23 protein-coding genes and 1 tRNA gene are annotated in these 26,337 nt (G+C 61.6%); 6 read left to right on the plus strand and 18 right to left on the minus strand.

Annotated elements, in window-relative coordinates; genetic code table 11:
- Positions 1 to 156: 156 nt before the first annotated feature.
- Positions 157 to 1,515 (minus strand): hypothetical protein, encoded by a 1,359-nt coding sequence (locus AC13FN_RS12405; protein WP_482984918.1) that lies wholly within the window; start codon positions 1,513 to 1,515, stop codon positions 157 to 159.
- Positions 1,516 to 1,829: 314 nt separating this feature from the next.
- Here AC13FN_RS12405 and AC13FN_RS12410 point away from each other — a divergent pair, with 314 nt between their 5' ends.
- Positions 1,830 to 2,630: a tyrosine-type recombinase/integrase gene (locus tag AC13FN_RS12410; protein ID WP_482984917.1), complete on the plus strand. Its 801-nt coding sequence runs from the start codon at positions 1,830 to 1,832 to the stop codon at positions 2,628 to 2,630.
- A 52-nt stretch (positions 2,631 to 2,682) separates the two neighbouring features.
- Complete coding sequence (locus tag AC13FN_RS12415; RefSeq protein WP_482984916.1) at positions 2,683 to 3,009, plus strand: helix-turn-helix domain-containing protein; 327 nt, start codon at positions 2,683 to 2,685, stop codon at positions 3,007 to 3,009.
- Positions 3,010 to 3,538: 529 nt separating this feature from the next.
- On the opposite strand, the gene AC13FN_RS12420 is transcribed toward AC13FN_RS12415, so the two are convergent.
- From AC13FN_RS12420 to dtd, 17 genes are all read right to left on the minus strand, one after another.
- Positions 3,539 to 4,084, minus strand: coding sequence for a hypothetical protein (locus AC13FN_RS12420; protein ID WP_482984915.1), 546 nt, complete (start codon positions 4,082 to 4,084; stop codon positions 3,539 to 3,541).
- A 218-nt stretch (positions 4,085 to 4,302) separates the two neighbouring features.
- Positions 4,303 to 4,743, minus strand: a complete 441-nt coding sequence (locus tag AC13FN_RS12425; RefSeq protein ID WP_482984914.1) for a hypothetical protein — start codon at positions 4,741 to 4,743, stop codon at positions 4,303 to 4,305.
- Positions 4,744 to 5,526: 783 nt separating this feature from the next.
- Positions 5,527 to 6,432 (minus strand): DUF6731 family protein, encoded by a 906-nt coding sequence (locus AC13FN_RS12430; RefSeq protein WP_312720473.1) that lies wholly within the window; start codon positions 6,430 to 6,432, stop codon positions 5,527 to 5,529.
- A 727-nt stretch (positions 6,433 to 7,159) separates the two neighbouring features.
- A complete protein-coding gene (locus AC13FN_RS12435; RefSeq protein WP_428710174.1) occupies positions 7,160 to 7,450 on the minus strand; it encodes a DUF5681 domain-containing protein in 291 nt (96 codons plus the stop codon).
- Positions 7,451 to 7,817: 367 nt separating this feature from the next.
- Complete coding sequence (locus AC13FN_RS12440) at positions 7,818 to 8,504, minus strand: hypothetical protein (protein ID WP_482984913.1); 687 nt, start codon at positions 8,502 to 8,504, stop codon at positions 7,818 to 7,820.
- Between the two features lie 236 nt (positions 8,505 to 8,740).
- Complete coding sequence (locus AC13FN_RS12445; RefSeq protein ID WP_482984912.1) at positions 8,741 to 11,143, minus strand: hypothetical protein; 2,403 nt, start codon at positions 11,141 to 11,143, stop codon at positions 8,741 to 8,743.
- Positions 11,144 to 11,146: 3 nt separating this feature from the next.
- Positions 11,147 to 12,796, minus strand: a complete 1,650-nt coding sequence (locus tag AC13FN_RS12450; protein WP_482984911.1) for a lytic transglycosylase domain-containing protein — start codon at positions 12,794 to 12,796, stop codon at positions 11,147 to 11,149.
- 198 nt (positions 12,797 to 12,994) lie between these two features.
- Positions 12,995 to 13,357: a hypothetical protein gene (locus AC13FN_RS12455; RefSeq protein ID WP_482984910.1), complete on the minus strand. Its 363-nt coding sequence runs from the start codon at positions 13,355 to 13,357 to the stop codon at positions 12,995 to 12,997.
- 678 nt (positions 13,358 to 14,035) lie between these two features.
- On the minus strand, positions 14,036 to 14,323 hold the full coding sequence (locus tag AC13FN_RS12460) for a hypothetical protein (RefSeq protein ID WP_141134224.1): 288 nt from the start codon (positions 14,321 to 14,323) through the stop codon (positions 14,036 to 14,038).
- Between the two features lie 214 nt (positions 14,324 to 14,537).
- Entirely contained in the window at positions 14,538 to 15,074 is a 537-nt protein-coding gene (locus tag AC13FN_RS12465) for an HNH endonuclease signature motif containing protein (protein ID WP_482984909.1), read from the minus strand.
- Positions 15,075 to 15,717: 643 nt separating this feature from the next.
- Entirely contained in the window at positions 15,718 to 16,422 is a 705-nt protein-coding gene (locus AC13FN_RS12470) for a hypothetical protein (protein WP_482984908.1), read from the minus strand.
- A 31-nt stretch (positions 16,423 to 16,453) separates the two neighbouring features.
- Positions 16,454 to 17,158, minus strand: coding sequence for a hypothetical protein (locus AC13FN_RS12475; RefSeq protein ID WP_482984907.1), 705 nt, complete (start codon positions 17,156 to 17,158; stop codon positions 16,454 to 16,456).
- Between the two features lie 121 nt (positions 17,159 to 17,279).
- On the minus strand, positions 17,280 to 18,494 hold the full coding sequence (locus AC13FN_RS12480; protein WP_482984906.1) for a tyrosine-type recombinase/integrase: 1,215 nt from the start codon (positions 18,492 to 18,494) through the stop codon (positions 17,280 to 17,282).
- 177 nt (positions 18,495 to 18,671) lie between these two features.
- A tRNA-Ile gene (locus AC13FN_RS12485) sits at positions 18,672 to 18,747 on the minus strand.
- Positions 18,748 to 18,799: 52 nt separating this feature from the next.
- Positions 18,800 to 19,468, minus strand: a complete 669-nt coding sequence (locus AC13FN_RS12490; RefSeq protein WP_049436897.1) for a hypothetical protein — start codon at positions 19,466 to 19,468, stop codon at positions 18,800 to 18,802.
- 134 nt (positions 19,469 to 19,602) lie between these two features.
- The gene (gene rpoD, locus AC13FN_RS12495; protein WP_180836365.1) at positions 19,603 to 21,456 is read right to left on the minus strand and encodes an RNA polymerase sigma factor RpoD; all 1,854 of its coding nucleotides are present in this window, start codon (positions 21,454 to 21,456) and stop codon (positions 19,603 to 19,605) included.
- Between the two features lie 90 nt (positions 21,457 to 21,546).
- A complete protein-coding gene (dtd, locus tag AC13FN_RS12500) occupies positions 21,547 to 21,987 on the minus strand; it encodes a D-aminoacyl-tRNA deacylase (RefSeq protein WP_049401012.1) in 441 nt (146 codons plus the stop codon).
- 61 nt (positions 21,988 to 22,048) lie between these two features.
- Between dtd and AC13FN_RS12505 the strand changes: the two genes are divergently transcribed.
- From AC13FN_RS12505 to AC13FN_RS12520, 4 genes are all read left to right on the plus strand, one after another.
- Entirely contained in the window at positions 22,049 to 22,969 is a 921-nt protein-coding gene (locus AC13FN_RS12505; RefSeq protein ID WP_053443572.1) for a lauroyl acyltransferase, read from the plus strand.
- Between the two features lie 85 nt (positions 22,970 to 23,054).
- Positions 23,055 to 24,191: a GTP cyclohydrolase II RibA gene (gene ribA / locus AC13FN_RS12510; RefSeq protein ID WP_049452915.1), complete on the plus strand. Its 1,137-nt coding sequence runs from the start codon at positions 23,055 to 23,057 to the stop codon at positions 24,189 to 24,191.
- A gap of 75 nt (positions 24,192 to 24,266) precedes the next feature.
- Complete coding sequence (locus AC13FN_RS12515) at positions 24,267 to 24,767, plus strand: PH domain-containing protein (RefSeq protein WP_043397520.1); 501 nt, start codon at positions 24,267 to 24,269, stop codon at positions 24,765 to 24,767.
- Positions 24,764 to 26,302, plus strand: a complete 1,539-nt coding sequence (locus AC13FN_RS12520; RefSeq protein WP_054172580.1) for a PH domain-containing protein — start codon at positions 24,764 to 24,766, stop codon at positions 26,300 to 26,302. The genes AC13FN_RS12515 and AC13FN_RS12520 overlap by 4 nt, the downstream gene beginning before the upstream one ends.
- Positions 26,303 to 26,337: the final 35 nt, after the last annotated feature.

The raw sequence follows: 26,337 nt of genomic DNA on the forward strand, positions 1-26,337 counted from the left end.
GATGGTGGGCCCACCAGCAACCGCAAAATTAACTTATCTTATTGATTTATAAGAAATATTAAGTGGCAAGCAAAAAGAACAACTCACCTTTAGACTCACAAAGATGGATCCTAGTCCACAGGCAGGATGTAGGCGACTTACGCCGATGCCCGGCTGTCAGTCATCCGCTACCTGCATGTACTCAAGTGGGAGATTGAACTGCGACCGGAGACGGTCAAGGTACTCCTCCGTTACGCGATCAAGATGCGCGTTTGACACAACGACCAGTGCGGCCGCCTCTAGGCCATTTCCACGGTAAGAGTACTCCAGCAACTGCCCCATGGCCTGCCTCACCGCATCAGAGGCTGTCCTGGCTGGCTTAATTTCGTAGAGAACGAACTGGCCATCCTGCCTTAGCACTAGCGCATCCGCAGAGCCACCCGTACCTGTTGGGTGCTCGGTCGCTACCGAGTCACCAAATTTTTTACGAAGCAAATCGACGAGGCGATCCTGAATGACGTTCTGCCTGTACTGGATGGACTTCAACCCCGCCTCTACCTCTGCGGTGCCGTTAGCAACACGCGATCTATGCCCTGGCACGAATTTCACTTTGTCGGACCCGGCGACCAGGTTGCGATAGACGAACCAAGGGAAGATGTTTCTAACGAGCGGATCTTCAGCTATTCCGCATTCTGTCAGGTGCGCCGATAGCGCGGCAGCTTGGCTCGCCCAATTGCCACCCGGATTGATGAAGCCGGTATGCCGAGCAGACCATTGCGCAACCTCAGCATGCTTCTTGCCGTCGACGACAGTGTGGTACGTATCGGGATGGATGGCGGCAAACGCCCTAGCCAAGACGAGGCGCGGGTTCTTTGGGATCAAGCCATCCGTTGCCCAACGCTCAAGGACAGCCCCCAATCTCTGGAAGCTCTCAGGCGTTCCGTCAGCCGAGATCTGCTTTGTCATCTCGACGAGTTGTGGGCGAACGCGCTCAACTGCTGCTCTTCCGAGAGTTCCTTGACCGGCATGACTGATGGAATTGTCCTGCATCACCCAAATCAAGTCGATGACGTCATCAACCCTATCACTGCGCAGAGCGCTAGCGACGGCCACAGTGGCTTCCCGATACTTCGGCAGCCACGTGTCAAGCGAAGAATTATTTCTGTCAAGGAAGCGCGCCTTGAAATGGTTAGCTTCCGCGTCAAGATGAGGTCTCACTACCTCGCGGGACAGGTAAGCACGCAACGCTGGCGAGATCTCTACCCGGTCTTTTTTGTCGAACGTAAGCGTGGTCTGCTTCTTGTTAGCCCTGTACCCAGTTGCAGTTAGCCCCGGCGTCCCTCGTACCAACTCGCGCAGGAACACCTTCACCGGCAAGTATGGCCCGTCCGCCTGGTGCCGCTGGTCGTGACGGTAGATCATAATTTCGCCGTCGCGCTTGACAATGCGAGGATGGATAATTTCATACGGCGCATCCGTCCGATAACTGACGCCGCGCAGGTGAACGCCATCAATGAACTGCTCTAGCTCTTCCATGCACCCCAATCTCCAATGAAATGACCGTCAGTAGGTCGCAACCGCCCGAAGATCATATGGCCAGAGAGTGTCCAAAGCCTAGGATCGCTGGCAGTCGCACCTAAATGTCCTGGAGGACACCTGCGATGACAAAGGTCTCATTCTTTCGAAGAGGTCGTTTCGCCTATCTAGACTGGCGAGAGAACGGAAGACGCAAGCGACTATCTATTGGCATGCTGAGCGACCCAGAGGCTGAGAGAGTGAGAGCGATTAAGGAGACCGAGCTAATTTGGGGGCCTCGTATTCCGCCCTCACTTCCCACTGTCTCTGAGTTCATGAGCTTCTACCTGGAATGGTACAAGGCTGAACATCCCACGACCATCAAGCAGGCCAGGAGCGAGATGAAGCGCTTCATTGAGGGCTTCGGACATCGTTCCATCGACACGATCCGGCCGATTGAGATCGAGCAGTACAAGCGTTCCCGCCTGCTGGATGACAAGGCGGCGAAGGAAACGGTTGGAAAGGAGATCCGACGGCTCAAGGCGGCGTTTAAGCGCGGCGTCGAATGGAAGGAGCTAGACGTCAACCCGCTGGACGCGGTGAAGGCTCCAAGAGGGGTGCGCAGCGTGGCGGTCAAGTTCTACGACCGGGCATCAATGCGGAAGCTGTATCGGGCAAACCCCAAACGGGCGCCGCTTTGGCTGTTCGTGGCCCATACCGGTTTGCGGCGCGGTGAGTTGATCGGCCTGGAGAAGTCCTCAGTAGTTCGCGGGAGGCTTCTGATTGAAAGCACGCCAGACGAGTATGGCAACGGCAGGACGAAGTCTGGCAAGTGGCGCGAGGTCCCGCTGAACCGTTATGCGCGCTGGGCGCTACGTCACCTGCCCGATCCTCTCGTGTCCGTGCACAAGGATACAGTGTCGGACTGGTTCGCCTTGGATGCCAAGCGTGCTGGAATCGGTGGCAGCCTCCACCGGCTCCGGCACACCTTCTGCGCCCACATGGTCATGGCCGGTGTGCCGCTTCGCCGGGTGCAGATCCTGGCAGGACATGCCGACTACGCCACCACAGAGAAGTACTACGCGCATCTGACCACTGAAGGAGATGCTGCAGCCGTGGCTACGTTGACGTTCTGAATTCAACCATTCACAGAGCCGTCCGCACCGTTGTTCGCAAGGAGTTGCTGCAATGGAATCTGGCAATAAGCTACTGACCCTAGCGCAGGCTGCGGAACTTTCAGCCTGTTCCACCAAAACTCTCCGCAGAGCCATTGATGCCGGGGAGCTTGCCACCGTACGGCTGGGACAAAGCGCGAAATCGGATCGAATTCATGCCGCCGATCTAGATGCTTGGTGGCAGCGGTCGCGGTACGTGTCCCCGCCCATGCCGGTGTTCCCGAAAGCAGCTTTCATGGGATCGCTCGCTTCTGATGCTGATGAGCGACTCGGAAAGCTACTGGCAACGAAGCGAACCAAGTCCGCCGCCAGGACCGCGACTGTGCGCCGGAGGAAGTAGTCCGCTAGGCGGAGATGTCCGGGAGGCGGACTAGTCCGTCTGACGCCACTCTTGCCGTTGCTGCTCGGCCTTACTCGCTAGCTCCCCCGGACGGCTGCTGCGCCGAAGTTCTCCGTCTACGCGCTCGTGCCCCGTAACGATGGCTATCTCGCCACTTCAGTACCTCCCCGGCCACCCAAGTGGCTGGGCGCATCGATACCCTGAGAGGGAAGTCAGGTCGGCACGCGACAGTCTCAAGCACGCTTCTGCGTGTTAGCCCAAGCAGTTCGCCTACGACGTCCGCATTTATCGCCCTGAGCTCAAATGGCACCAGGCTATCGTGTTCGCTCATAGTCACACCCGTTTTACAACTGCCGGGCCAACCAGCCTAGCTAAGACTGCAGCCCCTGTCCCCCACCAGAAATTAGGACTCGAACGCCCTGTGCTGCAAGGCATTTGAGATCACAGGCGTAGTCGACAGCTGGGGATGCATCTCCTCCGCGTGCATGCCCGTTCGTCCGACGCCGGAGATTGTTCCGCCGCCGTCCAATCAGGTGGGAAAGCCGCGCGGTACCACTTGCGAGCCAGGTTGCCATCCCCTCTGATGCGCTCTACCCGCCCCTACCCAAGCCTTCATCGGGTCTTTCACCCTGGGCTTGGTCACCGCTGGCGGCCGACGTGGCTCCAGGGCTTCCTTGACCCGCTCCAGCTCCTTCAATCCGGCCTGGGCCAAGCGGCGAGCCTGCTGCAACTGCTCGGGTGTCGGCGACAGGCCGGGCGGCGGCGGTAAAGGCTCCCTCGGGCTGTCGTCCACCATCCTAGCCACAGCGGCTCGCAGGCGCATCTCAGGGTAGAGCCTGGCCGCGCACCACCGCTCGGCGTAGCGCTTGCCCTGATCGACACTCGCCGCCCATGCATCCTTGGTCTGCCACATCTTCCGGGCATCGAGGTGCACACGCACCCCGCGCTCCTTCGCTGGCGAAACCTGGGCGATCTGCCGGCCGCTCCACCACAGCACCCAGGTATCCCTCAGCTGGACGCAGCCAGAGGGTGGTGACGCAGAGCGAAAGCCTTGGTAGCCGTGCGAGGGAAGCATGGCCGGAAGGATACGGCTGGCCGTCGCACATCCTGCGAACGCGACAGCCACCTGCCTGAATCGTTCCGGCTGGCGCCCGGCGCAGCGCTACTCAAGCGTCACTGGCTTGAGTAGCTTGAAGCCCTGGATCCGGCAAGGACAGAATGCCGACTCCGCCCTGTCGACCGTCGTCAAGCCGCTTTGGGCTATGGCCCCCTGAGCCTAGGATAGAACCGACCTTAGACCTTGACCTTAAGCTTGACTGTTGAACCAGCCGTTTCGGCAGCAGCCAACGCGTCTTCCAGATTACTGCCGGCGGCGCCCGCAGTGTCAGCGATGATCTGCTCAACGTCCGGAACAAGAGCAAGAAGCTCTTCCCGCGTTTCGACAGTTGGGTGTTCAACATCCCCTGTAGAATCAATCACTTCGGACGAAAGCTCATGCATTACGGCGTCGATCTTTGGCGCACCCTGCTCAATGTCGATGTTCTCTTGGACTGCCCATTTGAGAACGGCATTACCAAGACCTTCATTGAGGAACAACAGTTCCGCGAGGTAGAGGGGCTCAATATATTCGTGATCCGTCGCTTTCTGCCCGAGGAGGATACGGGCATGCTCCTGACTCAGAAGTGCGGCGAGGATGGCCAGCTGCGTGGCATGTTGCGGAGAAGTGCTTTTCACAATTGACATCCTTTTCAAAGTCCACAAATTGCATCGGCATACCAAAGGTAATCTTTAGTCACAAGCTGCGGCTTAAGACTCCAACGTGTTTCAAGCCGCCCTTTTCCAGAAGACGCTGGGGGGAGCCCACCCAAGACTCTCCCATAAGGCAACCCTAAAATCGGCCGCATGCGTCAATCATGCTCAGTGGATGCGTTCGCAATGCGAACGCATAGTCCAAGCACGACGGACGCATCGGGGTTACTAGTCGAGGCTGCAGCAGCCGACAGCCAGCCACTTCGAATTTCACGTGAAGTATTGAACCTCCTGCGTCCTGAGAGTGCATGTAGCCCCTCGCCATCTAATCTTCCTCTGGAATCGGCCGTACAGCAAGGAGCTTGGTGGTAATGCTCGCAATTCTAGCGACGGAGGACAGCGCAAACGCTGACACCCCAGCAACGATAGAGTGAAGGACTACGCTCTTAGGGAGATAGAAGGAAATCAGGGCAACAACGCACATTAGAACGCTTCCCCACAGAGCCTCGCGGAGATAGCAGAGGAGGTCATCCAGATACCCGCTACCTTTCAGCCTCCCGTAAGCAGTGTCGCTCATTGCGTACAAAAGAGCTTTGAGCGTAGCCATGAAACCTGTCAGCACTCCTCCCAATGAGATCACGGCCGAGAGATAGCTGTCGGGAGACTGCACAGGAAGAGAGATGAACTCCGCTGCATGCAGAAACCAAGCCGCGAGAGCCACCGCCATAGCTAGCACCCATGGCGAAGCCCTCTCCCTCGCTAGCGGCGTTATCCATTTTGAATACGTTCTCGCCATCTTCTGTATGTGGCCTCCAATTTGCTAAAGCGCGCCTCCATTGGTAGACGCTTCCCGGAACCTGGCTCAATGCTTACGTGATGTTTAAGCGTCTCGTTGATGAGATCTACGGGACAAATATCACCGTCCGGGGTCTCACGGCCTGCGATTTCGGCTGAATCAGCGGCACCGCTGTTGACCAGTCGGCTTAGCCATCCTTTGGCATTGCGTAGTGACCTGTTCTTATCGTGGCCAACTGAGACCTCAATCTTGATACGAGCCCCATTCATATCTGCGGCTTGGCCCAACGCCTGAGTTAGCGCGTGCCCGTCTCTACGCTGCCGGGCGGTCAGCTTGGCCAAGTCCACTCCAACCGAGAATCTCCTCACTTCAGAGATTCTCTCGTAGCGAGCCTCTGCATCGGGATCAAGAACCACATCGGCTTCATACTCATTGGTCTCGTACTCCAAGTAAGATGACAAGTACTGAGCCATTGCACTTGGCCTCACGCCATAGTGGTTGTACTGCGCTATCAGATGACGAGTCTGCGGGAGATACAACGCTGCAGCCTCCTCTCCGAAGAACTGCTCCTCCTCGATATCAAGGTCTTCGATTGGTTGGTCCTTGCTCCCCTTTCCGGGGCCTGACACGTCCCTCAACTTCACGAAGTCCAACGCCCATCGGCGCGGCAGCCCGTTCTCCGCGTCCATCCGTTCTACGCTTTCTAGTCGAACATTGGCACCGCGCACGTATCGAACACGGTCTCCGATATCATCCGCCTCAATCACTCGCAATAGGGAACTTACACTCCTTTCCCCACCCACCCTGTTAAGTTTAAAAAGCTGAATTTGAACGCGTGCCGGTTTCAAACTATGCCTCCCTTCGGGTAACTCCCTCACTCAGAATTGAGCGGTCTACTTGAGAGCCTAATCCCTAACCGGACATCGTCCAACCGTATTTTTTGGCACAGCAATTGCATGGGTGGCGCTAGTGAACTCCTTCCAAATCCCAAGGTCCTCCCATTCCTAGATTTACCTACATCGCTCTATCCGTCCTTGCCATGCTTGGAGCCTGTGCCAAGCAGCCGGAGATGTGGACGGCCTTCGTTTACCCTCCTGGGAGGTCCTTGGCGGCCGAAGACGCCTTCAGGGCAATTTACGGCCACTACGAGTCCTTCGAGCAGTGCCAAGCCGCCTCTATTGGCGCTCTGCGGCAATTGGCCTTCCAGCGCCAATCCGAGGACTTCGGGAGCTACGAATGTGGTGTCGGCTGCCGGTACGAAAAAGAGTGGGATATGTACGTCTGCAAGGAGACTCGGAAGTAGCTCAGTTCAGCGAGTGCTGGTCTATGACTGAGTGGAACACGTCCACCTCAGCCACCCACCGGCCGTTACTGAAACAGCTAACCAGGCCACATTGGCAGTGTCCGCCCGTCCAGGCAGGGCAGCGCCCGTCGTGCAGGTCGTAGGCCCTCCAGGGCTCGCCGATTGCGTCCTTGGCCACCTGCGCTCGGCCCTCGAAGTCTTCCGGCAGGCACTGCCGCTCAGCGGCATACACCACGTAGGTAACCCCGTCCCAAACCTCGGGCGGTCCATCCCCCTCTAAAGTAGAAATTGAGGTCTGCTCCTCAGCCATGACTGCCGTCCTCCCTAGTTGCCTCAGGGGAGACAAAGCGGACCGTGATGCCTTGCACAGGCACCGAATCAGGGTCTACCCCAACAGACTGGACCGGCTTGCCGTAGCCCCGATCCAGCAGTGCCTCGCTGGCCGCCTTAGCCAGAGCAGGATTATCGCCTCGCATGATGGCTACCAGCTTCTCAATGGCCTCCTGGCCGTACTCCCGCGCCAACTGACGCACCTCAAAATCCACCTTGGGCCGGCCGCTCGGATTGCCCGATTGTCCTGGCTTGAATGCCATAGCTGTCACCTATTGTTTTCAGTTGTTACCAATACGAGCCCATGCCTACGGAAAGCCTTGTCCGCAACATCCAAGCCCACCTCCTCGACATGTCGCTGGAGGAAGCTCGCGGCCATCTCGGTGATGTCTAGGCCGCCCAGGTAGACACGTTGTCCCGCATTGGCTCGGAGCATCACTGCAGCGATGCCCTTCACGGCCGCAGGGGATAGAGACGACGACATAGCTACTCCCTCAGTTCGGCGATCCACGCGGCATAGGAAATGCACTCATCGGACGGCGAGTTCTTCTCTGGACCGACTACCCACCCGCTCAGCGTCTTGATAACGACGATCTGCTTACCATTGAGCCAAGTCGGCATTGCTTCTCCTTAGTTGATGTTCAAACCGCGTCGATTGATCTTTTCCAGGAACGAACCGCGAGCGCCGCCCGGCCCCATGCCGCTGCTCGGGCTGAAGCTGCCTGTCTGCATTGCTCGGTTGGCGCCAGCGCTACCACCTCGGCCCGTTCCGCCACTGGCTGCAGTTGCGCCCGGCGAGTAGTTGCCGAAGTTGAGATTCGATCCCTGCCCCTCTTGGATGCCTTGGCCCCAAGTGCTTGCTGGTGACCAGCTGCCGGGAATGCTTGCCATCCCATTGCCAAATTGGGAATTTCCGAAGTTGTTAACCGACCCCTGACCCTGCAGGTAGCCGCTCCATGTGCCACCCGGCGACTGGGACGGGAAGCCGAGGTTCGGGGTGGCACTGGGCGGCGCTGCGACGAAAGCGGATTGGGCAGACGGCGGGGCTCCGTAGATCGGGACAGACTCGGGCTGCACCCTACTGATTCCATAGTCCGCTCCACGAGTCACCCAGCCGCTCAGCCCTCTGTCTGCCAGCTGTGCGGCAGGCGCCCCGCCGAACAGGCCAGCGGCGAACTTCAGCGCAGTTGCAACGGCTGCCCGTCCACCGTTGCCCATGTAGTTGCCGCGACTGTCGAAGACGTTTCCCGGGATGGCGCCATTGGCGATGCGCCTACCGGCCCCCTTAAAAAAGGCCGTAGCCCTTGAATCAGTCATACGCTCTCCTGGGGCGCGGATCCCGCCCCCCGTTTATGTGGTTTTTTGAGATCCCAGACGACCGGCCAGGTGTATGCTGACCCGGCCCTCCTGAGGATGGACTTCGATGGATGCTTGGAAGAAGACCCGCTACTCCCTCCCCAAGTCCTGGGAAGAGAGTCAGCAAATGGATGATCGAAAGGACGGCCGTTACGGGCTGGCCTTCGTCTCGCTGCTTGTTGCGGTCCCTGTGCTGCTTATCGCGCTGGTAGTGCTTGCCTACTCTGGCTTTGCGGCCGCTTCGTAGCTTCAAGCTGATCCGCAAACTCCGCTACGTCGTCGTTTCCTTCCAAGTCGGCAATACGGCGCAGCGTTTGAGCCTGAGAGATCAGCTCGCCGACCGGCTTCTCTCCGTTCTGAGCCACCCAACGCACAAACCCCGGACTGGTCATCAAGCGACCGAGGCCGTTAAACGCTGCAGCCAGCGAGGCGGAACTGGTGACGATCCCCGCCGCGAGCAGCGGACTCCCTGCCGCTAGTGCACTCGCTGCGCTACTCGCTGTACCTGCCGACTGGGTGATGAGCGAAATCAGCCGCCCCGAGCCAGACGGGTTGCGGAACACCGCGCTCCCCTGCCGGATTCTGTCAGTCATGCGAGCGATCTTTTCCATATCCTGACGGAAGCCCATCCCATGGCGGTCGAACAACACCCGCTTAGCCTCCGGGCTCATGTTCGCCCAGTTGGTCAGAAACGTTTCCATGCTGAAGACGTCGCTATCGGCGTTCTGCTGGCTGCCCGTCGCCCGCCCCATTCGGCGAATGAAGGAAGCTGACATCTCTCGCTGTGCATCTTTCGGAAGGGACTGCATCACCGCATGCAACGTCGTGGCCCCCTCCTTCGTGTTGCCGAACGCAGCCTTATAGACGGCTTCCGGACCGCCACTCTTGTCCACTACATGGGCAATGGAGTCGATACGGTTGCTTCTGGCCGCGTAGTAGGCATTTGCCCGCTTCCAGGCCTGCTGCGCCTCCGGAGTCGTAGCGGCCGCCTCCATATCCCGCGTGAGGGCTCCGTAGAGCGCCTTCCACTTGTCTCGTGGCACGCTATCCGCCAAGGAGTAGTTGTCTAACTCCTTGCCCACAAGCGTCCGCAGTTTGGTCAAAGCTTCGTACGGAATCTGGTTGTCCGCCATCCCTGCGATTGCCGTCTTGACCTGCTCGTCAATCTGCCGAGGACTCGCAACCGGTTGCGAGGCACGCATTCCCAATGTCTGGAGACGCACATTCTCCGCCCGAGCCTGCTCCGCTTGCGCGTTGAGCTGCTGCCTAAGCGTGTCAGCCTGTTGGCGGACATCCGGGCGCTGTAGGGCGGCCTCCGCCCCCCCTATGTCCTTCGCTAGCGCAGACTCAATACCTTGGATTCGCGAATTCTGGAAGAGCTTGGCAACGTTGGGTGCCCCCTCAATGGAGGCATTGAGATCAGACAGTGCCTGCTTGGTGTTCTCGACCTGAACCCGTGTACCGGGCGCAACTTGCTGGGATACCCGGTCATACAGCTCATCCGCCTTCTTCGCAGTCTTCGGAACGAACGCCACCGGACTCTTGCCCTCTACCCCCTCAAGAACAGCTCTACCAGCTTGCTCGGGGCTCATAGGCCTGCCGCGTGGGGAGAGCTTTTCCGCGTAACGCTCAACGGCTTGGCCAGTAGCGCTGGACTGCTTGGCCCCCAGCCGTGCAATCGGGCCAGCGCCACCGGGCACGTTGCCAAGCATGGTCTCCATAGATTGGGCGAACCGGCCGCCAGTCGCCTGCCCAACGCTCGGCGTGGTTCCTGCAGCGGCGAAATCGGTGATTGCTCGGTCGACATCTTGGGCAGTCACTCGTTCACCCGCAGCGTTACTCCCCCTGAGAGCGCCTCGCGTCACATCTGCCATCGCCTGTGGGACGAACCCGCTACGCATACCGGGAAGTGCCGAGATAGTGCCCGGCGCGAAACCGCCAACAACACCTGCTGCGATTTGGGCAGCGGTCCCGCCACCAGTCTCTCGGACGGCGGAACTAGCCCCGGTGCCCGATACGGTGGCAGCAGTCTGTAGGACCGGGTTGGCAGCGAAGAACTCGCCAGCAGCCTGCGTGAGGCCGCGACCGCCACTCGCGGCGGTGCCCACTCCCAGCGTCAAAGCAGTGCCGGTCAAGCCCTCGCCGATGTCAGAGACGATCCGCTGAGCCTTTGTCTGGGGCCGCTGCATGCCAAGGTCATCCGCAATCTGTTCGCCGATCTGACGGTAGGATGCCGTAGGAACGAAGCCATCACGACCGGCTGAAATGTCTCCTTCAGTCGGCACATGGAACTGTCGCCGAATCGGATCTACGACGTAGTGATTGAACGCATCGCCGCCAATGGCGCCCAGCAGCCCACCGACACCCTGCAGTACCTGCCGCCCCCCGTATTCGCCCAGCGACCGACCGACCGCAGTGCCCGGCTGGTCAGCAGTGCTCTCCCAGCTGGAGGTCACATCGCTGAAGTCGGGTCGCACCGCCTGCACAATTGGGAGCGTCACAATGTCATCGGGTTGATCAAACTGGTCAAAGGCGTTCTGACCAGGGCTAGCTAGATCTTGCACAGGGCCATCGAACTGATCGAATGGATTTTTCGCCATTGGTTACCTCAGGTAGTCGTCAGCGCTGACGCCATACTTCTGCTCGAAGGCCGCGCGCATGTTCGGGTTCTTTCGGAGGAAGTCCACAGCTGCCGGGGGCACTTGGCCTTCCTTGCGAGACGACGAGCCCCTGCCCACGATGCGCTCTGGCGAGTAGTTGTATTCCTTTGCCAATCCGGAGTACTGCTCCCGGTACGCGTCAATCTGCTGCTGGGCCTGGTCTCGCAACCCCCTTGCGGAGCTGACGAAGCCCGTTCGCTGCTCGGAGTTCAACCGTTCACCGTTGATTGCCTTGTTGTAGGCATTTCGGATCTGATCCGGCACACCGGCTGCGTTCTGTGCCGTGGCGAATTCCCCCTCCCGAACCACAGACGCGGGATCAAGCATGCGCATGTAAGAAAAGATCAATGCCAGGTCATTCTGCGCAGAGGGGTTGGTGGCTGCCTGTTCGATCTGCCGGTACGAGTTAACAACTGTCTGCGGAGTTTTGATCTGCGAGGAGTACTCCTTTCGCAGCGCTTGCTCAGCTTGCGCCAGGTCGCCAGGGGCGGGGTTGTTCTTTCGATCTGCAGGACCGCCAGGAATTGGCGCAAGACTTCCGCCATCGGCGGTGTACCGATATCCAGAGGGTGCCTGTCGCTCTGTCTGGTTCGGCTCCTTTGTCGGGCGAAAGCCGATCTGAGGTGCCGCCGCAGTTTGCGTGCGAGAGCGCTGAAGAACCTTGGGCACATACGCGCGGGTCTCTGCCGGAGCATTGGCGAGGACCGCATCCACGTTGCCGCCATGCGTCTGCATTGCACGGTCCACGTTGCCGGGGCCCCAGTTGTAGGCAGCCAATGCCAAGCGCGGGTCGCCGTACTGCCGAAGCATCGCCTGCAGGTAGTCCTTGCCCACGCGCTCCATCTCAGCCGGGGACTGATCGCGAGCAGGCGCAACGCCATAGCCCGGATCGCGGAGAGTGCCAGGCATCGTCTGCATGGTGCCCATGGCGCCATTGGACGACACCGCAGCCGGATTGCCGCCCGACTCGACCTGCATCACAGCCTGTTCAAGGCCCGGCAGCACATCGGCGCCCAGTAGCCCAGCCTTCGGCATCTGTGGCTGTACTGCATCGGGGGCGAGCAGACCACTGCTGATCGGGTTGTTCTGCAGGTCTCGAACCTCGCGAGTGTCCTTGTTGATCCACACATCCAGCAGGCCATCCCTACCCGTCTTGGGATCTCGGTAACCAATCTGTGTAGGTTCCCATTTCGCCCTTGGGCTCGCCTTCTGGCGAAATTCTTGTGCACCCACCGGATCGACACTCGCCCACTGACTCCATGAGTCCTCATTGAGTGATCCATCAGGATTCAGCACGCCTTTCTGAGCCTGCTCGATGGCCGCGTTACGCTCCATCCCCTGACGAGTACGAGCCAGGATGTCGTTCTTGTACCGGGCATTCTCGGTATCGATGACACCCTCGTTAACAGCAAGGAGGCCAGATTTGAGGCCGTCTGCGAGGGACGCCCCGAAGTTCCCACCGTTCCGGGCGCTGAGCAGTGCCAAGCCGGAGGCTAGCAGGCCCTGCCGAGCTATCGCACTTCGGTCTTGGTCGTTTAGGTTCTGCCAACCGGGCGTGACTCGGCCCAGAAAGTTCTGCAGTTTGAAGGTCATTGGGTTGTCCTGTACTCAAGGCGTCTATCGCGCCATAGGGGGAGAGGCGGCGCCACCGAAGTGGTCGCCGCCAGGAGCCCGCCCTTGGGTAGTAGAGCCCCTATTACTTAAGGCGTTTGGCGGGTGTAAATCGCTCCCGTGCGATCAAGTCGTTGAGCAATAACCCAGCAGAAAGGGTTGGCTTTTTTCTCCCGCCTCTCACATCGATAGATCGAGCGCTTTCCCCTCGCCGACTTCCCACCCACTGCTCTCGCCCAACTCCTCCAGTAGCGCGTAGCAGGCTCGCTCCAGCCAGTCCCAGAGGATGGCCTGCACGTTGGACACCAGCTCTCGATACGTGGACTCTCGCATTCGGAACGAACGCGCACCATCTCTATAGCTTCGAGCTTCCCTAGGCTTCAGAAGCTTGGCCGCCGCCTCTCGCGCTACTTCCGGCCTGTGCCCCATGGCAGACAGGTACATCTCAACCTTGGGCCAGAACTCCATCCGTTGAGCGGCGTAGACCATCAGCCAAGCTTCGAGCGGGCCATCAAGTGATGCCTCGGAAAGCGCCAGCAGCACAGGGCGTACCGGCCTCACAGCAGGGATGACTACGGTGCCCGCAAACTTGTGGTTATCCCAACGTCGCACCCGTCGTACACGCGTGGCGCACGCGTCGGCACGCATGTTCGCCTTGCGATCAAAGTCCTCCGCCAAGGAACGAGCGTCCGCACGGATGCCGCGCAGTGCGATAGCCCTGGAGGCTGCATGTGAGGGGAGATATCTCCTAGCGTCCTGCACCACTCTTCCTCGCGAGTGAATAGCGAGCCCATCGGGATCAAAGGCCCCATCCTCATCTGGCAAGGACTCCACCCACGACGCCTGCCACGACACCGCCATGCAGGGCCCACAACCGAATGCAGCAGCCAATGCCCTAGAAGCTCGATCCACGTTGATCGAACCCTCTGTCCAAGGCTTGGCAAGACCGGGAGCTTCCGGGGCTTGCACCTGCCTGGACCGGGCTCGGTACTGTGCCGACTGGTTCAAGGGGCGCGCTCCTCAAGCCAAGGCTTCAAGAAGATCTGAAGCGGTGAAGAGCGCGCTCCGCTTGGTAGATATCTATAAGGGAGTACACATAGCGACCTCGAAGGGTTGCGGATAACCCCCTGACTGGCCCACATAGCGACCTCGTAGGTCTGTATGTGGGCCAACTGTTTCGAGAGTTGGCCCACATAGCGACCTAGTTGGCCCACATAGCGACTAGCCATTGTGATTTCGCCTCCAGTGATTGGGCGCCGTCACAGTCGATGGCTCAAGGTGCTTCTCTGATTCGTCAATCGCGTAGTAGGTGAGCGCGAACAGGCTGCACATGTTCTTGCCGCCCTTGCGAGTCTCAAGGATCCACCGAGCATCCAACAGTTCTCTTTTGGCCGCCTGTACCGTTGCCTTGCTCCTCCAGCCTCGTTTGGAAAGCATTGACCAAGGAATACTGAGATCCCCGTTCCTTCCCGGACGGTACTGGCGAGCAAGCTCAAGCAGCAGCTTCACTGCATTTCCCGAAAGAAGGCCAAACTCTTCGGAGTCCGAGATCTGGTGCTGGATTGAAAGAAAAGGCGCCCCCTTACCCCGCCCCTTCAATCTCTGGTGGCGCTGCTTGTTTTGTTGCCGGCCGGAAATAGCCACTCCGTGCCCAGGCGGCCTGCTGGCTGGGTCCTGGCTGAAATTGTGCATACACCCCCCAAGGGCATAGGTGGGAAGCCAGTCAGGTCTTCTTGGGCCGCACCTTCACGGCTCGCGCGCCAGGAAGATGCGCCCAAGTTCGGCCGGTGCGGATCTGGTTCACTGTGCGAGGGGCTACCCCGAGTCGCTTGGCCCACACCTTCGAGGGAATGGTGTCCACGCTGTCGCGTATCGCTACCGCTTGCTCTGGGGTCAACTTGCAGTAATGAGACCTGCAGCCGTAGCGAGCGATGTTTCTCTCGGCCTGCCTAGCTCGGTTCTCCTGAGGAGTTACCAAGTCAAGATTGGAAAGCGCGTTGTTGCCTGCATCGCAATCAAGGTGATCGATCTGCATGCCCTCTGGAATAGGACCGTTTGCAGCTTCCCATACCAATCGATGCGCATACCAAGTGACTCGCGAACATGCCGCTGTCGCCCTCCGGATTACCCTGACATAGGTATCCGAGGTCTGGATTCCGACCTCAAGACCATCTGTGTCAAAGATGCGGCCGGTGGAAAGGCAGACCTTGAGACCTGAGGAAGGGTGGGGAACGAGTTGGGCAGGATCGTGTGGCTTCACAGCTCCACCTCCACCGACTCACCCTGCTGTTCCCGTCTCGCTTGGAGATCTCGCCAGGCGCTCTGAACTTCCTGGGGTGCGTGGTATTCGGTCACCCGGTACGAACCGTGCTCGTCTTCATGGGTAGCTGTGTACGTCTCCAGAAGTCCCCGGCTCACCAGTTCAGCCGCCGCGCGCCGAGACGGCGCAGCCCGACCGCAATCAGAGGTCCAACCGCCCACGTCCAGGAGCCCCATTTGATCTCGATTGAGATTTGAGAAATCGAAATGGTTCACGCTGCGACCTCCATAGAGGCCGCAGCAAGGCGTGCGGGAAGTGTGTAAAGACTATCGAGGTAGACGAAACGGCGTGTGCCGATGCTGACCGTCTCCAGAAGACCGGCTTTCGCCAGTTCGTAAGCCTTAGACCGGCCAATTCCTACCTTCGCGCATTCCGGAATGAAGGGCCGGAAATCCCGATGTCCATATGTATCCATTGACTGCACCGTGTGGCCGCTATGCGCGGCGGGTGAGTCGAAATTTAGATACCAAGTCAAGCCCACAACATGCCATCAACAGAGACATTTCTGACTTTTGCTCAGGTTGAACAAAAACTGCTGTGGCCCGCTTTTGCTTCAGGTCTAGCTGCCGATGCGCGGACTTGTCTACACAGGAGCAAGTTTTGACACAGCGGCCTCGTCCAGGTCATCGGCTTCGAAGAACACTGAAGTCAAGGCCAGGACGACAGTCCTATAGGGTTGACCGAACTCATTGAGAAGTTCCTTCGTCTGCCGCCGCATAAAGCTAAGGCGAGCGGCGTTTGGATCGTTTGGCTTTTTGATGTGGGATTGCAGTTCGCCTAGGCGCTCCGCGCCGTTCTGTAGCGCATCCAGAACCAGACCTAGGTCAACCATTGCGAGGTGGTACATAGCGAATCTTCGTTGAATGAACATATCCTCTGCCTCATCTTCGTCGAGCCCCTCATAGTCTTCGCTGTGACGCTCTTTGTAGTTCATCGCACTTGTTAGTGCGGCAAGGTCCAGTTCTGGCTGGAACGGCCATCCTAGGCCGGTCACGTCGTCATGGAACGGAGACAGAAGATCGCGTAGCGCCTCACAGTGGGAAGTGATTCTTTTAGAAGCGTCAATCCGCTGCTTGGCGGTCATCTTCTCGAACGGCTCAAACTCAGCCAGCGAGCGCTGAACCGACCAGTGCAGCCATCCCTCAAGACTCATAGCCAAAGGGAATCGACTCCGCCTCTTCTTCCCCTCTAGCACCCTCAAACATGTTGAGAACTGCGCAGATGTCTCAAGCTTGCGCGCGATATCGGCAGCACGCGTCGTGGGATAGGACTTATCAGGAAATTTCATGGGCTCTCCATCGGACGAGTGAACTGAGGCCTTACCCGCGCGGCAATTCGATGTTAACCCTCACCTGGCGGAGATCCGCCATAAGTGACGCCACCATACCCTTGACTTGACGCCGCGCCTGGGATTTCGTCGTTGGCGCACTCCCATCTTTGCTCGGGGCCATCAATATCCGCATCGCCATGGAATCAAGAAGCTTGGCTGTTTTCTTTCGGCGCTCATTTGCGACGAGCCGCTCGTTTCGAAGGGCTCGCTGACGCGCCTTCTTCTCCGCCGCCGCATACCGTCTTTCTTGCCGCTCGTGAGCCCTTCTCAGGACATCCTCTGGAAAACCTAGCGGCAACATGTCGTCCGTTTGGTCGTAGGCGGAAGCGTACCAGTGGACCCCAGCGCGCCTGTTGTAGGAGGCCTCCTCGAAGAGATGGCGCCCGGCATCTGGGGATACTTGGTCCCGCAATGGGCTCCAGCCAATTTCCTGAGCCCGTGTGAGAAGCTGACTCGCGTTCAGCCTCTCAGTCACAACCTGGCCAGCGGCATCAAAGTAGCAAATGCAGAACTTGTCACGTCGATGAAGGGCGAGCCATTCGACGCAAGGTAGTTGGTGGGCGACTAAGACGCGGGCGGGAACACCGCATTCCAGGAGCCCATCAATCGGATCCTTATGCTGAACGGGGACGCTTGCGCTGGAGCGGCCTTTACGCAAACGTGCTGAAGCAAAATCTATAATCTTGCGATCCATGATCGACTCCTCAATAGTCGGTTGTGGTAGGCCGAGCTAGGGGTTGCCGCCCCTTCCTCGGCCGCTTTGTTTATGCGGCTATACTTCTCTGACTGGCCATCGTTAAAGGCATCTCTGGGGTTTAGGCACGCTTGGACTTGAAGGCCAGCACCTTAGGCTCTTGTGCTCGCAGCTGATCGAGATAGTCCGACCAGGCTTGCATCATCTTCCGGCGCTCCGGCAGGTGGGTTGCCCGGTTATAGGCCCGCCCAAGGGGATCTTTCACGGCATGAGCCAACTGATGCTCAATGTAGTCCGGGCGATAGCCAAGCACTTCGTCCAGCACCGTTCTCGCCATCGCTCGGAAGCCATGGCCAACCATCGTGTCTGAGTCGAACCCAAGATTCCGGAGCGCCGCGTTCAACGTGTTCTCGCTCATCGGCTTTAGAGCACTACGGACACCCGGGAAAACGAACTCGCTGCGCTTGGTGTAGGGATACAGATCCCGAAGCACTGCCACGGCTTGAGTCGAGAGCGGCACGATGTGCGGCGTTTTGGTCTTGCTGGTGACGTAGCGCCACTCTGCAGCATCGAGGTCGATGTCAGCCCACTTCGCCTGCCTCAGCTCCCCGGGACGGACAAATAGCATCGGAGCCAGCTTTAGCGCGGCCTGTGTGACCAGTGCCCCTTGGTAGCCCCACAGCGCGCGCAGGAGGTCCGCTATAACGGCTGGATCAGTCACGCTAGCGAAGTGCTTGGTCTGAGGCTGCTCAAGTGCTCCTGTGAGGTCCTGAGCGGGATTTCGATCAGCACGGCCCGTAGCGATGGCATAGCGGAAGATGCGACCGGCGTGGGCCCTCGCCCGATGGGCAGTCTCGACTACGCCTCGCTGTTCCAGCTTCCTAAGCGCAGCCAGTAAAACCGGAGCAGTGATGTCCCCAACCGGCAGATCCGCCAACCCAGCCAGATCCTTCTCGATCAGCCGACGCTCGCGCACAACGGATCCAGGGGAAAGGCCTTCCTTTGTCCGCTTGGCGAGCAACTCCAAGCCAATGGCACCGAAGGTGTTTGCCGCGCGCTCTCCTTGCACTGCCTTCTCGACCCTTGCCACTTGAGCGGGATTGGCTCCGCCGCGCAGCAGCGAACGCAGACGGTCACGCTCGACGCGGGCGGCCTGCAGGGACATAGACGGGTACTCGTCGAGGGTGACGATGCTGGCCCTACCGGCGTACCTATAGCGGTACCGCCAAGCCTTCGACCCCGTTGGACGCACCTCAATGCACAGCCCATTCGAGTCGGCGATCCGGTAGGCCGTCGCCTTGGGCTTCAGTGTGCGAACTTTGGTGTCGGTGAGCATGTGAGTCATCCGCCAGTGAGTCAGGGTCAGGGATTACCTACCCTCGACTCACAGCCTGACTCACTTTTTTTACGGATGCAAGTGGATGCCAACGGATGCCGATGGACGGTCAATCGCCGTAAAAACCCTATTCCGCCTGCACTCTTGGACATCCCCGGACGTCGCTGGACGTCAATGTGGTGGGCCCACCAGGATTCGAACCTGGAACCAAGGGATTATGAGTCCCCTGCTCTAACCGTTGAGCTATAGGCCCGGCGCAGCCTCACAGTGTAGTGAGGCCGGCAAAGGGTTTCCACTGCGCGCCACTACTGCCCCAGGCGCTGCATCAACCGATCCAACGGCGCGCGGTTGTGGTACTCACCGCGCAGGCGGCGCTCGCGCTCGCCACACTGTCCGTTGTCAGCCACCACCAGGTCGGCGCCGCGCAGCAGTACACGTGTCGTGCAGTCACCCTGGCGCAGATGCAGCACGTCTTCGTCCTCCTCCGGTGCAGCGCGCCCCAGGAACCGCGGTGCCGCCCCCTCGCCGCCCTCCTGCGTGCTCAGCTCGAATGCGTCCCCCTTGGCTGCGATGTCGATGGCATTTCCGTCACTGCGTTCCCAATGGGCGACCCAGCTGGTCAGGTTGGTCTCGTAGTAGTTGCTCGTTTTCATCACGCGCGACTCCGGCGCCCAGCCCACCACTTCCTTGCTCGGCGGTCGTGCTTTCACGCAGTAGTAGCTGTTCCAGCGGTCACCGATCACCAGGCCGGTGCCCGGTTCCATCTCCTCGCCACTGCGGCACCCCTCCCGTTCCTCGTCCAGGCAGCCTTCTGCCTCGCCCAGCAGCAGCACCTGCCCGGCGTCGACCACGCGACCCACGGCATAGTCGAACTGGCTGCTGAAGAAACTCTCGGCATTGCATGCCGGTGGTTGTGGAGTATCCGCCCAGGCAACCAGCGGTGACAGCGAGAGCAGCAGGATCGGCAGTTTCATCGGCATTCCATTGACCAGTACAAAAACAGGACATGCATCCTATCCCGTCGTACGCAACGCGGACGTCCACAGGCAAAAAAACAGACCCCGCTTGCGCGGGGTCTGTCGGGTGCTTCATATGCAGCGGATACCGGTCAATCGATATCCAGGAAGCTGCGCAGCTGCTCCGAGCGGCTCGGGTGACGCAGCTTGCGCAGGGCCTTCGCTTCGATCTGGCGGATGCGCTCGCGGGTCACGTCGAACTGCTTGCCGACCTCTTCCAGCGTGTGGTCGGTATTCATGTCGATGCCGAAGCGCATGCGCAGCACCTTGGCTTCCCTCGGGGTGAGGCCGGCCAGCACGTCGCGCACGGTTTCAGACAGATTGATGTTGGTGGTGTTCTCGATCGGGGACTCCACGTTGGTGTCCTCGATGAAGTCGCCCAGATGGGAATCCTCGTCGTCGCCGATCGGGGTTTCCATCGAGATCGGCTCCTTGGCGATCTTCATCACCTTGCGGATCTTGTCTTCCGGCATGTCCATTTCCTTGGCCAGCTCCTCCGGCGTAGCCTCGCGGCCGTACTGCTGGAGCATCTGGCGGGAAATACGATTCAACTTGTTGATCGTCTCGATCATGTGCACCGGAATACGGATGGTGCGCGCCTGGTCGGCAATCGAGCGGGTGATCGCCTGGCGGATCCACCAGGTGGCGTAGGTCGAGAACTTGTAACCGCGGCGGTACTCGAACTTGTCCACGGCCTTCATCAGGCCGATGTTGCCTTCCTGGATCAGGTCCAGGAACTGCAGGCCGCGGTTGGTGTACTTCTTGGCGATCGAGATCACCAGGCGCAGGTTGGCCTCGACCATTTCCTTCTTGGCCTTGCGCGCCTTGGCTTCACCGTAGGCCATGGCACGGCTGATTTCCTTCAGCTCTTCCAGGTCCAGCTGGGTCAGCTTCTCGATGTCGATCGTCGCCTGCTGTTCGGCGATGATCTGGTCCTTCACTTCGCGCAGGGCCGACGACCACTTCTGCTTGCGCTTCAGTGCGTCTTCCACCCACTCCAGGTTGGTCTGGTTGCCTTCCCAGGAACGGATGAAGTCCTTGCGCGGCATGCGTGCAGTGACGGTGGCCAGGTTCAGCACGCGGCGCTCATGGGCCTTGATCGACGCCATGGTGTCGCGCAGCTGCTTGGTCAGCACGTCGGTCAGCGGCAGCGGCAGCTTCAGGGTGACGAACACCGCCGACATCTCTTCGCGCAGGCGCGGCAGGTTCTTCTTGTCGCCCTTGGTCGCGGCCTTCTTGAAAGCATTGAAGGCATCGCTCAGCGCCTGCATGCGCGCAGCGACCTCCTCCGGGTCCGGACCGGTCGGTGCGGCTTCTTCGTCGCCACCCTCGACATCATCGTCCTCGTCCTCGTCGCCTTCGGCGTCGGCATCGTCGCTGTCATCAGTGGCAGCTGCGGCCGGCGCCGGGGCTTCGTCCGTCAGGTCGTTGAAGCCGACGATCACTTCGGCCAGGCGCTTCTTGCCTTCCTTGTGGGCTTCGTAGTCGGTCAGCAGCGACTCGACCGAGACCGGGAACTGGCCCAGGGCGGCCTGGACCTGCGAAAGGCCTTCCTCGATGCGCTTGGCGATGGCGATTTCGCCTTCGCGGGTCAGCAGCTCGACGGTGCCCATTTCGCGCATGTACATGCGCACCGGGTCGGTGGTACGGCCACCTTCGGTGTCGAGCGCGCTCAGTGCAGCGGCGGCTTCTTCGGCCGCGGTGTCATCGACTTCGCGGTTACCGGTGTTGCCGTCGTTGAGAAGCAGGGTTTCCACATCCGGCGCAACTTCATGGACATCAATGCCCATGCCGTTGATCATGCCGATGATGTCTTCGATCTGTTCCGGGTCGACCATGTCGTCCGGCAGATGGTCATTGACTTCGGCGTAGGTCAGGTAGCCCTGTTCCAGGCCCTTGCTGATCAGTTGCTTGATTTCGGATTGGGCAGGACGTTCGTTGGCCATGTAGTGCTCGCGCCACCGGCTAGGGAGAAATAGGGAACGTAGCATTATACCAGCCCGGGGCCCGGCCTGCCGGGCGGTGGTCCCGGCGGCCTAGGGCCTGAGAAGGAAGGTCACAGGACCGTCATTGACCAGGCTGACGACCATATGGGCACCAAATCGGCCCGTTTCCACCCCTGGCGCGTGATTTTCACGACAGATCTCGACAAATCGATTGAACCCGCGTTCAGCCTCGTCCGGCGGCGCGGCGCTGGTGAAGCTGGGCCGCATGCCCGATCGGGTGTCGGCCGCCAGGGTGAACTGACTGACCAGCAGCAGGCCGCCGCCGGTGTCGCGCAGCGACCGGTTCATCTTCCCGGCCTCGTCGGCGAACACCCGGTAGCCCAGCAGGCGCTCGGCCATGCGCCGCAGCTGGGCCTCGGTGTCGCCCGGTTCCATGCCCACCAGCGCCAGCAGGCCCGGGCCGATCTGGCCGACCGCTTCATCATCGACGTGGACGGCAGCCTGGCTGACACGCTGGATCAGGACGAGCATCGTGGGCTCCTAATGAACACGGCCGGCCACGATAGCAGCGCCCTTGGCTAAACTGGCGCCGATGAATCCGCAACGCAAAGCCCGGCTGGTCTACCGCGCCACCACCCTATTCGCCCGCCTGCCCTGGCCGCTGCTGCGGGGAATCGCCCGTGCCCTGTCCTGGACCTGGATCAGTCTCAACGCCCGTGAGAGCCGCGTCACCCGGCGCAACCTGGAGCTGGCCTACCCGGACCTGGAGGGCGCCGCGCGCGACCGCCTGCACCGGGAGCTGCTGCGCTCCACCGCCCTGCAGGCCATCGAAACCCTGCGCCTGTGGAGCCAGGCGCCGGCCGACAACCTGCGCCTGCACCTGAAGCAGCGCCACGGCGAGGCCCTGTACGACGCGGCGCTGGCCAGCGGCAAGGGCGTGATCGTGGCGGCGCCGCACTTCGGCAACTGGGAACTGCTGAACCAGTGGCTGGCCTCGCGCGGGCAGATCGCCATCGTCTACAAGCCACCGGAGGACGAGGCCAGCGATGCCTTCCTGCAGCTGGTGCGGGGCGGCCAGAACGTACAGCAGGTGCGTGCCGAAGGCCCGGCCGTGCGCCAGCTGTTCAAGGTGCTCAAGGACGGCGGTGCCACCGGCATCCTGCCCGACCAACAGCCCAAGGCCGGCGATGGGGTGTTCGTGCCGTTCTTCGGCGTGCAGGCGCTGACCATGACCCTGGTCAACCGGCTGGCCGAGCGTACCGGCGCCACCGTGCTGTATGGCTGGTGCGAGCGCATCGGGCCGGACATGGAGTTCGCCCTGCACATCGAACCGACCGACCCCGCCGTGGCCGACCCGGACCCGCAGGTGGCCGCCACCGCGCTCAATGCAGGCATCGAGCGCATCGCCCGCCGCGACCCTGCGCAGTACCAGTGGACCTACAAGCGCTATACGCTGCGGCCATCGGGCAGTGGCGAGGAAGACCCCTACGCGACCGAGGAACACCCGCATTGACGGCCGCTCCACTCAGGCCACCGGCCCCTGCGACCGGCGGCCGCACCACGTTGAATACGACGCCGGCGCCCCCATAGAGACTGCGATGTCCGCCTCCCCCGGTCCTGCCATGCCTGCTGCTTCTTCCCTGTTCGGCGATCCGGCCGCGATCCGCTGCGAGCGCGCGGTTTCCGAACTGCGTGCCGGTCGCCCGGTGCTGCTCCACGATGGCCAGGGCCAGCGCCTGGCGGTGATCGCGCTGGACAGCGCCACGGCCAGCAGCTTCGCTGCCTTCGCCAATGCCGCCCACGAGCGGCATTACCTGTTCCTGACCGCCACCCGCGCCCGCGTGCTTGGCGTGGAGGCCCCGCAGGGTGCGCGCCTGCCGCTGGCCGGTGTTGCCTTCGACGCCCTGCCCTCGCTGGGCTATCTGCGCGAACCGGGCCCGATGCCGGACGGCTGGAGTGCCGGTGACGCCTTCGACGCAGGCGCCGTGGAACTGGCCCGCCTGGGCCTGCTGCTGCCGGCGATGGTCGCGGTGCGCCTGGACGCCGAAGACCGCACCTTCGATGGCGCGGCCGAGGTGGCCCTGTGCGACCTCGCCGAAGGCGCAGCACATGCCGCGCATGATTACGAGCTGGTGGCGCGTTCACCGGTGCCGTTGCGCGATGTCGGCATGACCACGTTCGCGGTGTTCCGTGGCGGCGTCGCCCAGCGTGACCAGGTCGCGATCATCGTCGGCGAACCGGACCTGTCGGCGGTGGTACCGGTGCGCGTGCACTCCTCGTGCCTGACCGGTGACCTGTTCGGCTCGCTCAAGTGCGACTGCGGCGACCAGCTGCGGCGCGGCCTGCGCAAGCTGAAGGAACTGGGCGGCGGCGTGCTGCTGTACCTGGACCAGGAAGGCCGCGGCACCGGCATCGCCGCCAAGATGCGCGCCTACGGCTACCAGCACGACGGCCTGGACACCATCGACGCCGACGCACAGCTGGGCTTCGGTGCCGACGAGCGCCGCTACGGCAGCGCGGTGGCGATGCTGCGTGGCCTGGGCATTTCGCGCGTGGCCCTGCTCAGCAACAACCCGACCAAGGCGCAGCGCCTGCGCAATGCCGGCATCGAAGTGCTGGACTGCATTCCGGTCACCGGCGAGATCACCGCCGAGAACGAACACTACCTGCGCACCAAGGCTGATCGTGCCGGCCACATGCTGGATGTGGACGCGCTGATCCAGGCTGCCCAGTAACGCAGCCGACCTGCTACCGTCTGCGCGGTGCGGCCACGGCCGCCACCGCCCGCCCTGCCACCTGACGGAGCCCGCGTGACCGACGTTCCCCTTACTGCTCCGCCCACCGATGCCTGGCAGTCGCTGCCGCGCCGCGCCTCGCGGCTGGCCGCACTGGAAGGTGCCTTCGGTGGCCTGTTTGTGCCGGGCCTCCCACTGGCCGCTGCATGGTGGTTCTTCGATCTGCCCGGTGGCGTGTGGGTCGCAGCCCTTGGGCTGCTGGTGGGGGCTGCATGTGGTGCGTGGCTCGGCCACCGCCGCCTGGTCCGCACCCGTTGGCGGCTGGACGCACAGGGCCTGGGCCTGCGGCGAGACCTGATGTGGCAGCTGGAAACGCGCATTCCCCTGTCGCGCGTGCAGCACCTGGACCTGCGCCGCGGGCCACTGGAACGCCGCGCCGGGCTGGCCACGTTGATCGTGCACACGGCCGGCACCCGCATGAGCGCGGTGACCGTCAGCGGTCTGGACGAGGCGGATGCCGAGCGCCTGCGCGACACCCTGTCCCATCAGCTCGACCAGGACGCCGACGCCCTGTGAGCCTGCCACCACCTCTGCCTGCAGCGCTGCCCACCGGTGGCGAGGACCACCGCCTGCATCCGTGGTCATGGTTGTTCGTACTGTTGATGCAGCTGCGCCATTACTTCCTGCCGCTGGTCGCGCTGCTGGTGTTCGGCCAGCGGGGTGACCGCGACCCGATGTGGGCGCAGCTGATTCCGCTGACGGCAATTGCCGCACTGGTACTGGTGTCGGTGCTGCAGTACCTCAGCTACCGCTACCGTATCGGCAGTGATGCGATTACCGTGCGCAGCGGTCTGCTGGCGCGCAACCGCCGCGAGATCCCGTTCGCCCGCATCCACAACGTGGAAGTGCGGCAGAATCCGTTGCACCGGCTGTTCGGCGTGGCCGAGCTGCGCCTGGAATCGGCCGGCGGCGTGCGTCCGGAAGCCGAAATGCGGGTACTGAAGCTGGACCAGGCGCTGGCACTGGAACGACTGGTGCGCCAGCGTGGGCAGGCACCGCAGGCCGCCGACGTTGTCGCCGCCCCCTCGATCACCGAGGCCGACACCGAACAGGTACTGCTGCGCCTGTCGAGCTGGGACGTGGTGCGCATGGGCCTGCTCTCCAACCGTGGCTGGGCGCTGGCGATCGCCGCGTTCGGTGTTCTGTTCCAGACCGTGCCGCGGCCGGTGATGGACGATGCTCTCCAGCGCGGTGGCCGCGAGGCCTTCGGCTACGCCAGCCACCTGCACCCCGGCGTGGCCGGCGCGTTCCTGCTGCTGGCTGCAGCTCTGTTGCTGGGCTGGCTGGCGCTGCGCGTGTTGTCGGTGGTGCTGACGCTGCTGCGCTACCACGGCTTCACCCTCAGCGAGCAGGATCGCCGCCTGACCGTTTCGGCTGGCCTGCTCAGCCGCACCCGCAGCAGCGTGGCGCGCCGGCGCATCCAGGCCTGGACGCTGCGCGAAGGTACGTTGCAGCGCTGGTTCGGGCTGCGCCAGCTGCGCATCGACAGCGCCGCCGGTGGCCCTGCGCGCGATGAGGACCGCGCCCTGCGCGAACTGGCACCGCTGGCGTCAAGTACGCGTTGCGAGCAGCTGGTGCAGCACCTGCTGCCACAGTTGCAGTGGCCACCGGCGCAGTGGCAGTCCATTCCGCAGCGCGGCTGGTGGCGGCTGTGCCTGGGCGCGCTGCTGCTGGTGCCGCTGCTGGCTGCGGCCGCGTACTGGCGCTGGGGCCCATGGGGCCTGCTGGTGCTGGCGTGGCTGCCGGTGGCGCTGCTGGTCGCGCACCGGCAGATGGCGCGCATGGGCTGGTACCTGGACGAGCACTATGTGGCGGTGCGCGGCGGCTGGTGGAAGCGCTGGTGGCGCTGGGCCGAGCTGGACAAGGTGCAGGGCCTGCGCCTGCAGCGCTCGCCGCTGGACAGGCTGCTGGGCACCAGCAGCCTGCAGCTGGATACCGCCGGCGCGCATGGCGATGTGGCGCTGACCCTGCACCATCTGCCGCAGGCACAGGCGCAGCAGGTGATGGAGCAGCTGGCCGCAGCACTCGCGCGGCGCAAGCTGCGCTGGTGACGGCGGGGCCGGATCCCGGCCGCGCATCCACGCAT

The sequence above is a fragment of the Stenotrophomonas sp. 115C5 genome (assembly GCF_056861055.1).

Coding starts and splice junctions, on each gene's coding strand:
- rpoD (WP_180836365.1), bottom strand. CDS start 21,456: ATGGCCAACGAACGTCCTGCCCAATCCGAAATCAAGCAACTGATCAGC.
- AC13FN_RS12475 (WP_482984907.1), bottom strand. CDS start 17,158: ATGGATCGCAAGATTATAGATTTTGCTTCAGCACGTTTGCGTAAAGGC.
- AC13FN_RS12480 (WP_482984906.1), bottom strand. CDS start 18,494: ATGCTCACCGACACCAAAGTTCGCACACTGAAGCCCAAGGCGACGGCC.
- ribA (WP_049452915.1), top strand. CDS start 23,055: ATGTCCGCCTCCCCCGGTCCTGCCATGCCTGCTGCTTCTTCCCTGTTC.
- AC13FN_RS12445 (WP_482984912.1), bottom strand. CDS start 11,143: ATGGCGAAAAATCCATTCGATCAGTTCGATGGCCCTGTGCAAGATCTA.
- AC13FN_RS12405 (WP_482984918.1), bottom strand. CDS start 1,515: ATGGAAGAGCTAGAGCAGTTCATTGATGGCGTTCACCTGCGCGGCGTC.
- AC13FN_RS12415 (WP_482984916.1), top strand. CDS start 2,683: ATGGAATCTGGCAATAAGCTACTGACCCTAGCGCAGGCTGCGGAACTT.
- AC13FN_RS12505 (WP_053443572.1), top strand. CDS start 22,049: ATGAATCCGCAACGCAAAGCCCGGCTGGTCTACCGCGCCACCACCCTA.
- AC13FN_RS12470 (WP_482984908.1), bottom strand. CDS start 16,422: ATGAAATTTCCTGATAAGTCCTATCCCACGACGCGTGCTGCCGATATC.
- AC13FN_RS12450 (WP_482984911.1), bottom strand. CDS start 12,796: ATGACCTTCAAACTGCAGAACTTTCTGGGCCGAGTCACGCCCGGTTGG.
- AC13FN_RS12440 (WP_482984913.1), bottom strand. CDS start 8,504: ATGACTGATTCAAGGGCTACGGCCTTTTTTAAGGGGGCCGGTAGGCGC.
- AC13FN_RS12435 (WP_428710174.1), bottom strand. CDS start 7,450: ATGGCATTCAAGCCAGGACAATCGGGCAATCCGAGCGGCCGGCCCAAG.
- AC13FN_RS12490 (WP_049436897.1), bottom strand. CDS start 19,468: ATGAAACTGCCGATCCTGCTGCTCTCGCTGTCACCGCTGGTTGCCTGG.
- dtd (WP_049401012.1), bottom strand. CDS start 21,987: ATGCTCGTCCTGATCCAGCGTGTCAGCCAGGCTGCCGTCCACGTCGAT.
- AC13FN_RS12420 (WP_482984915.1), bottom strand. CDS start 4,084: ATGCTTCCCTCGCACGGCTACCAAGGCTTTCGCTCTGCGTCACCACCC.
- AC13FN_RS12410 (WP_482984917.1), top strand. CDS start 1,830: ATGAGCTTCTACCTGGAATGGTACAAGGCTGAACATCCCACGACCATC.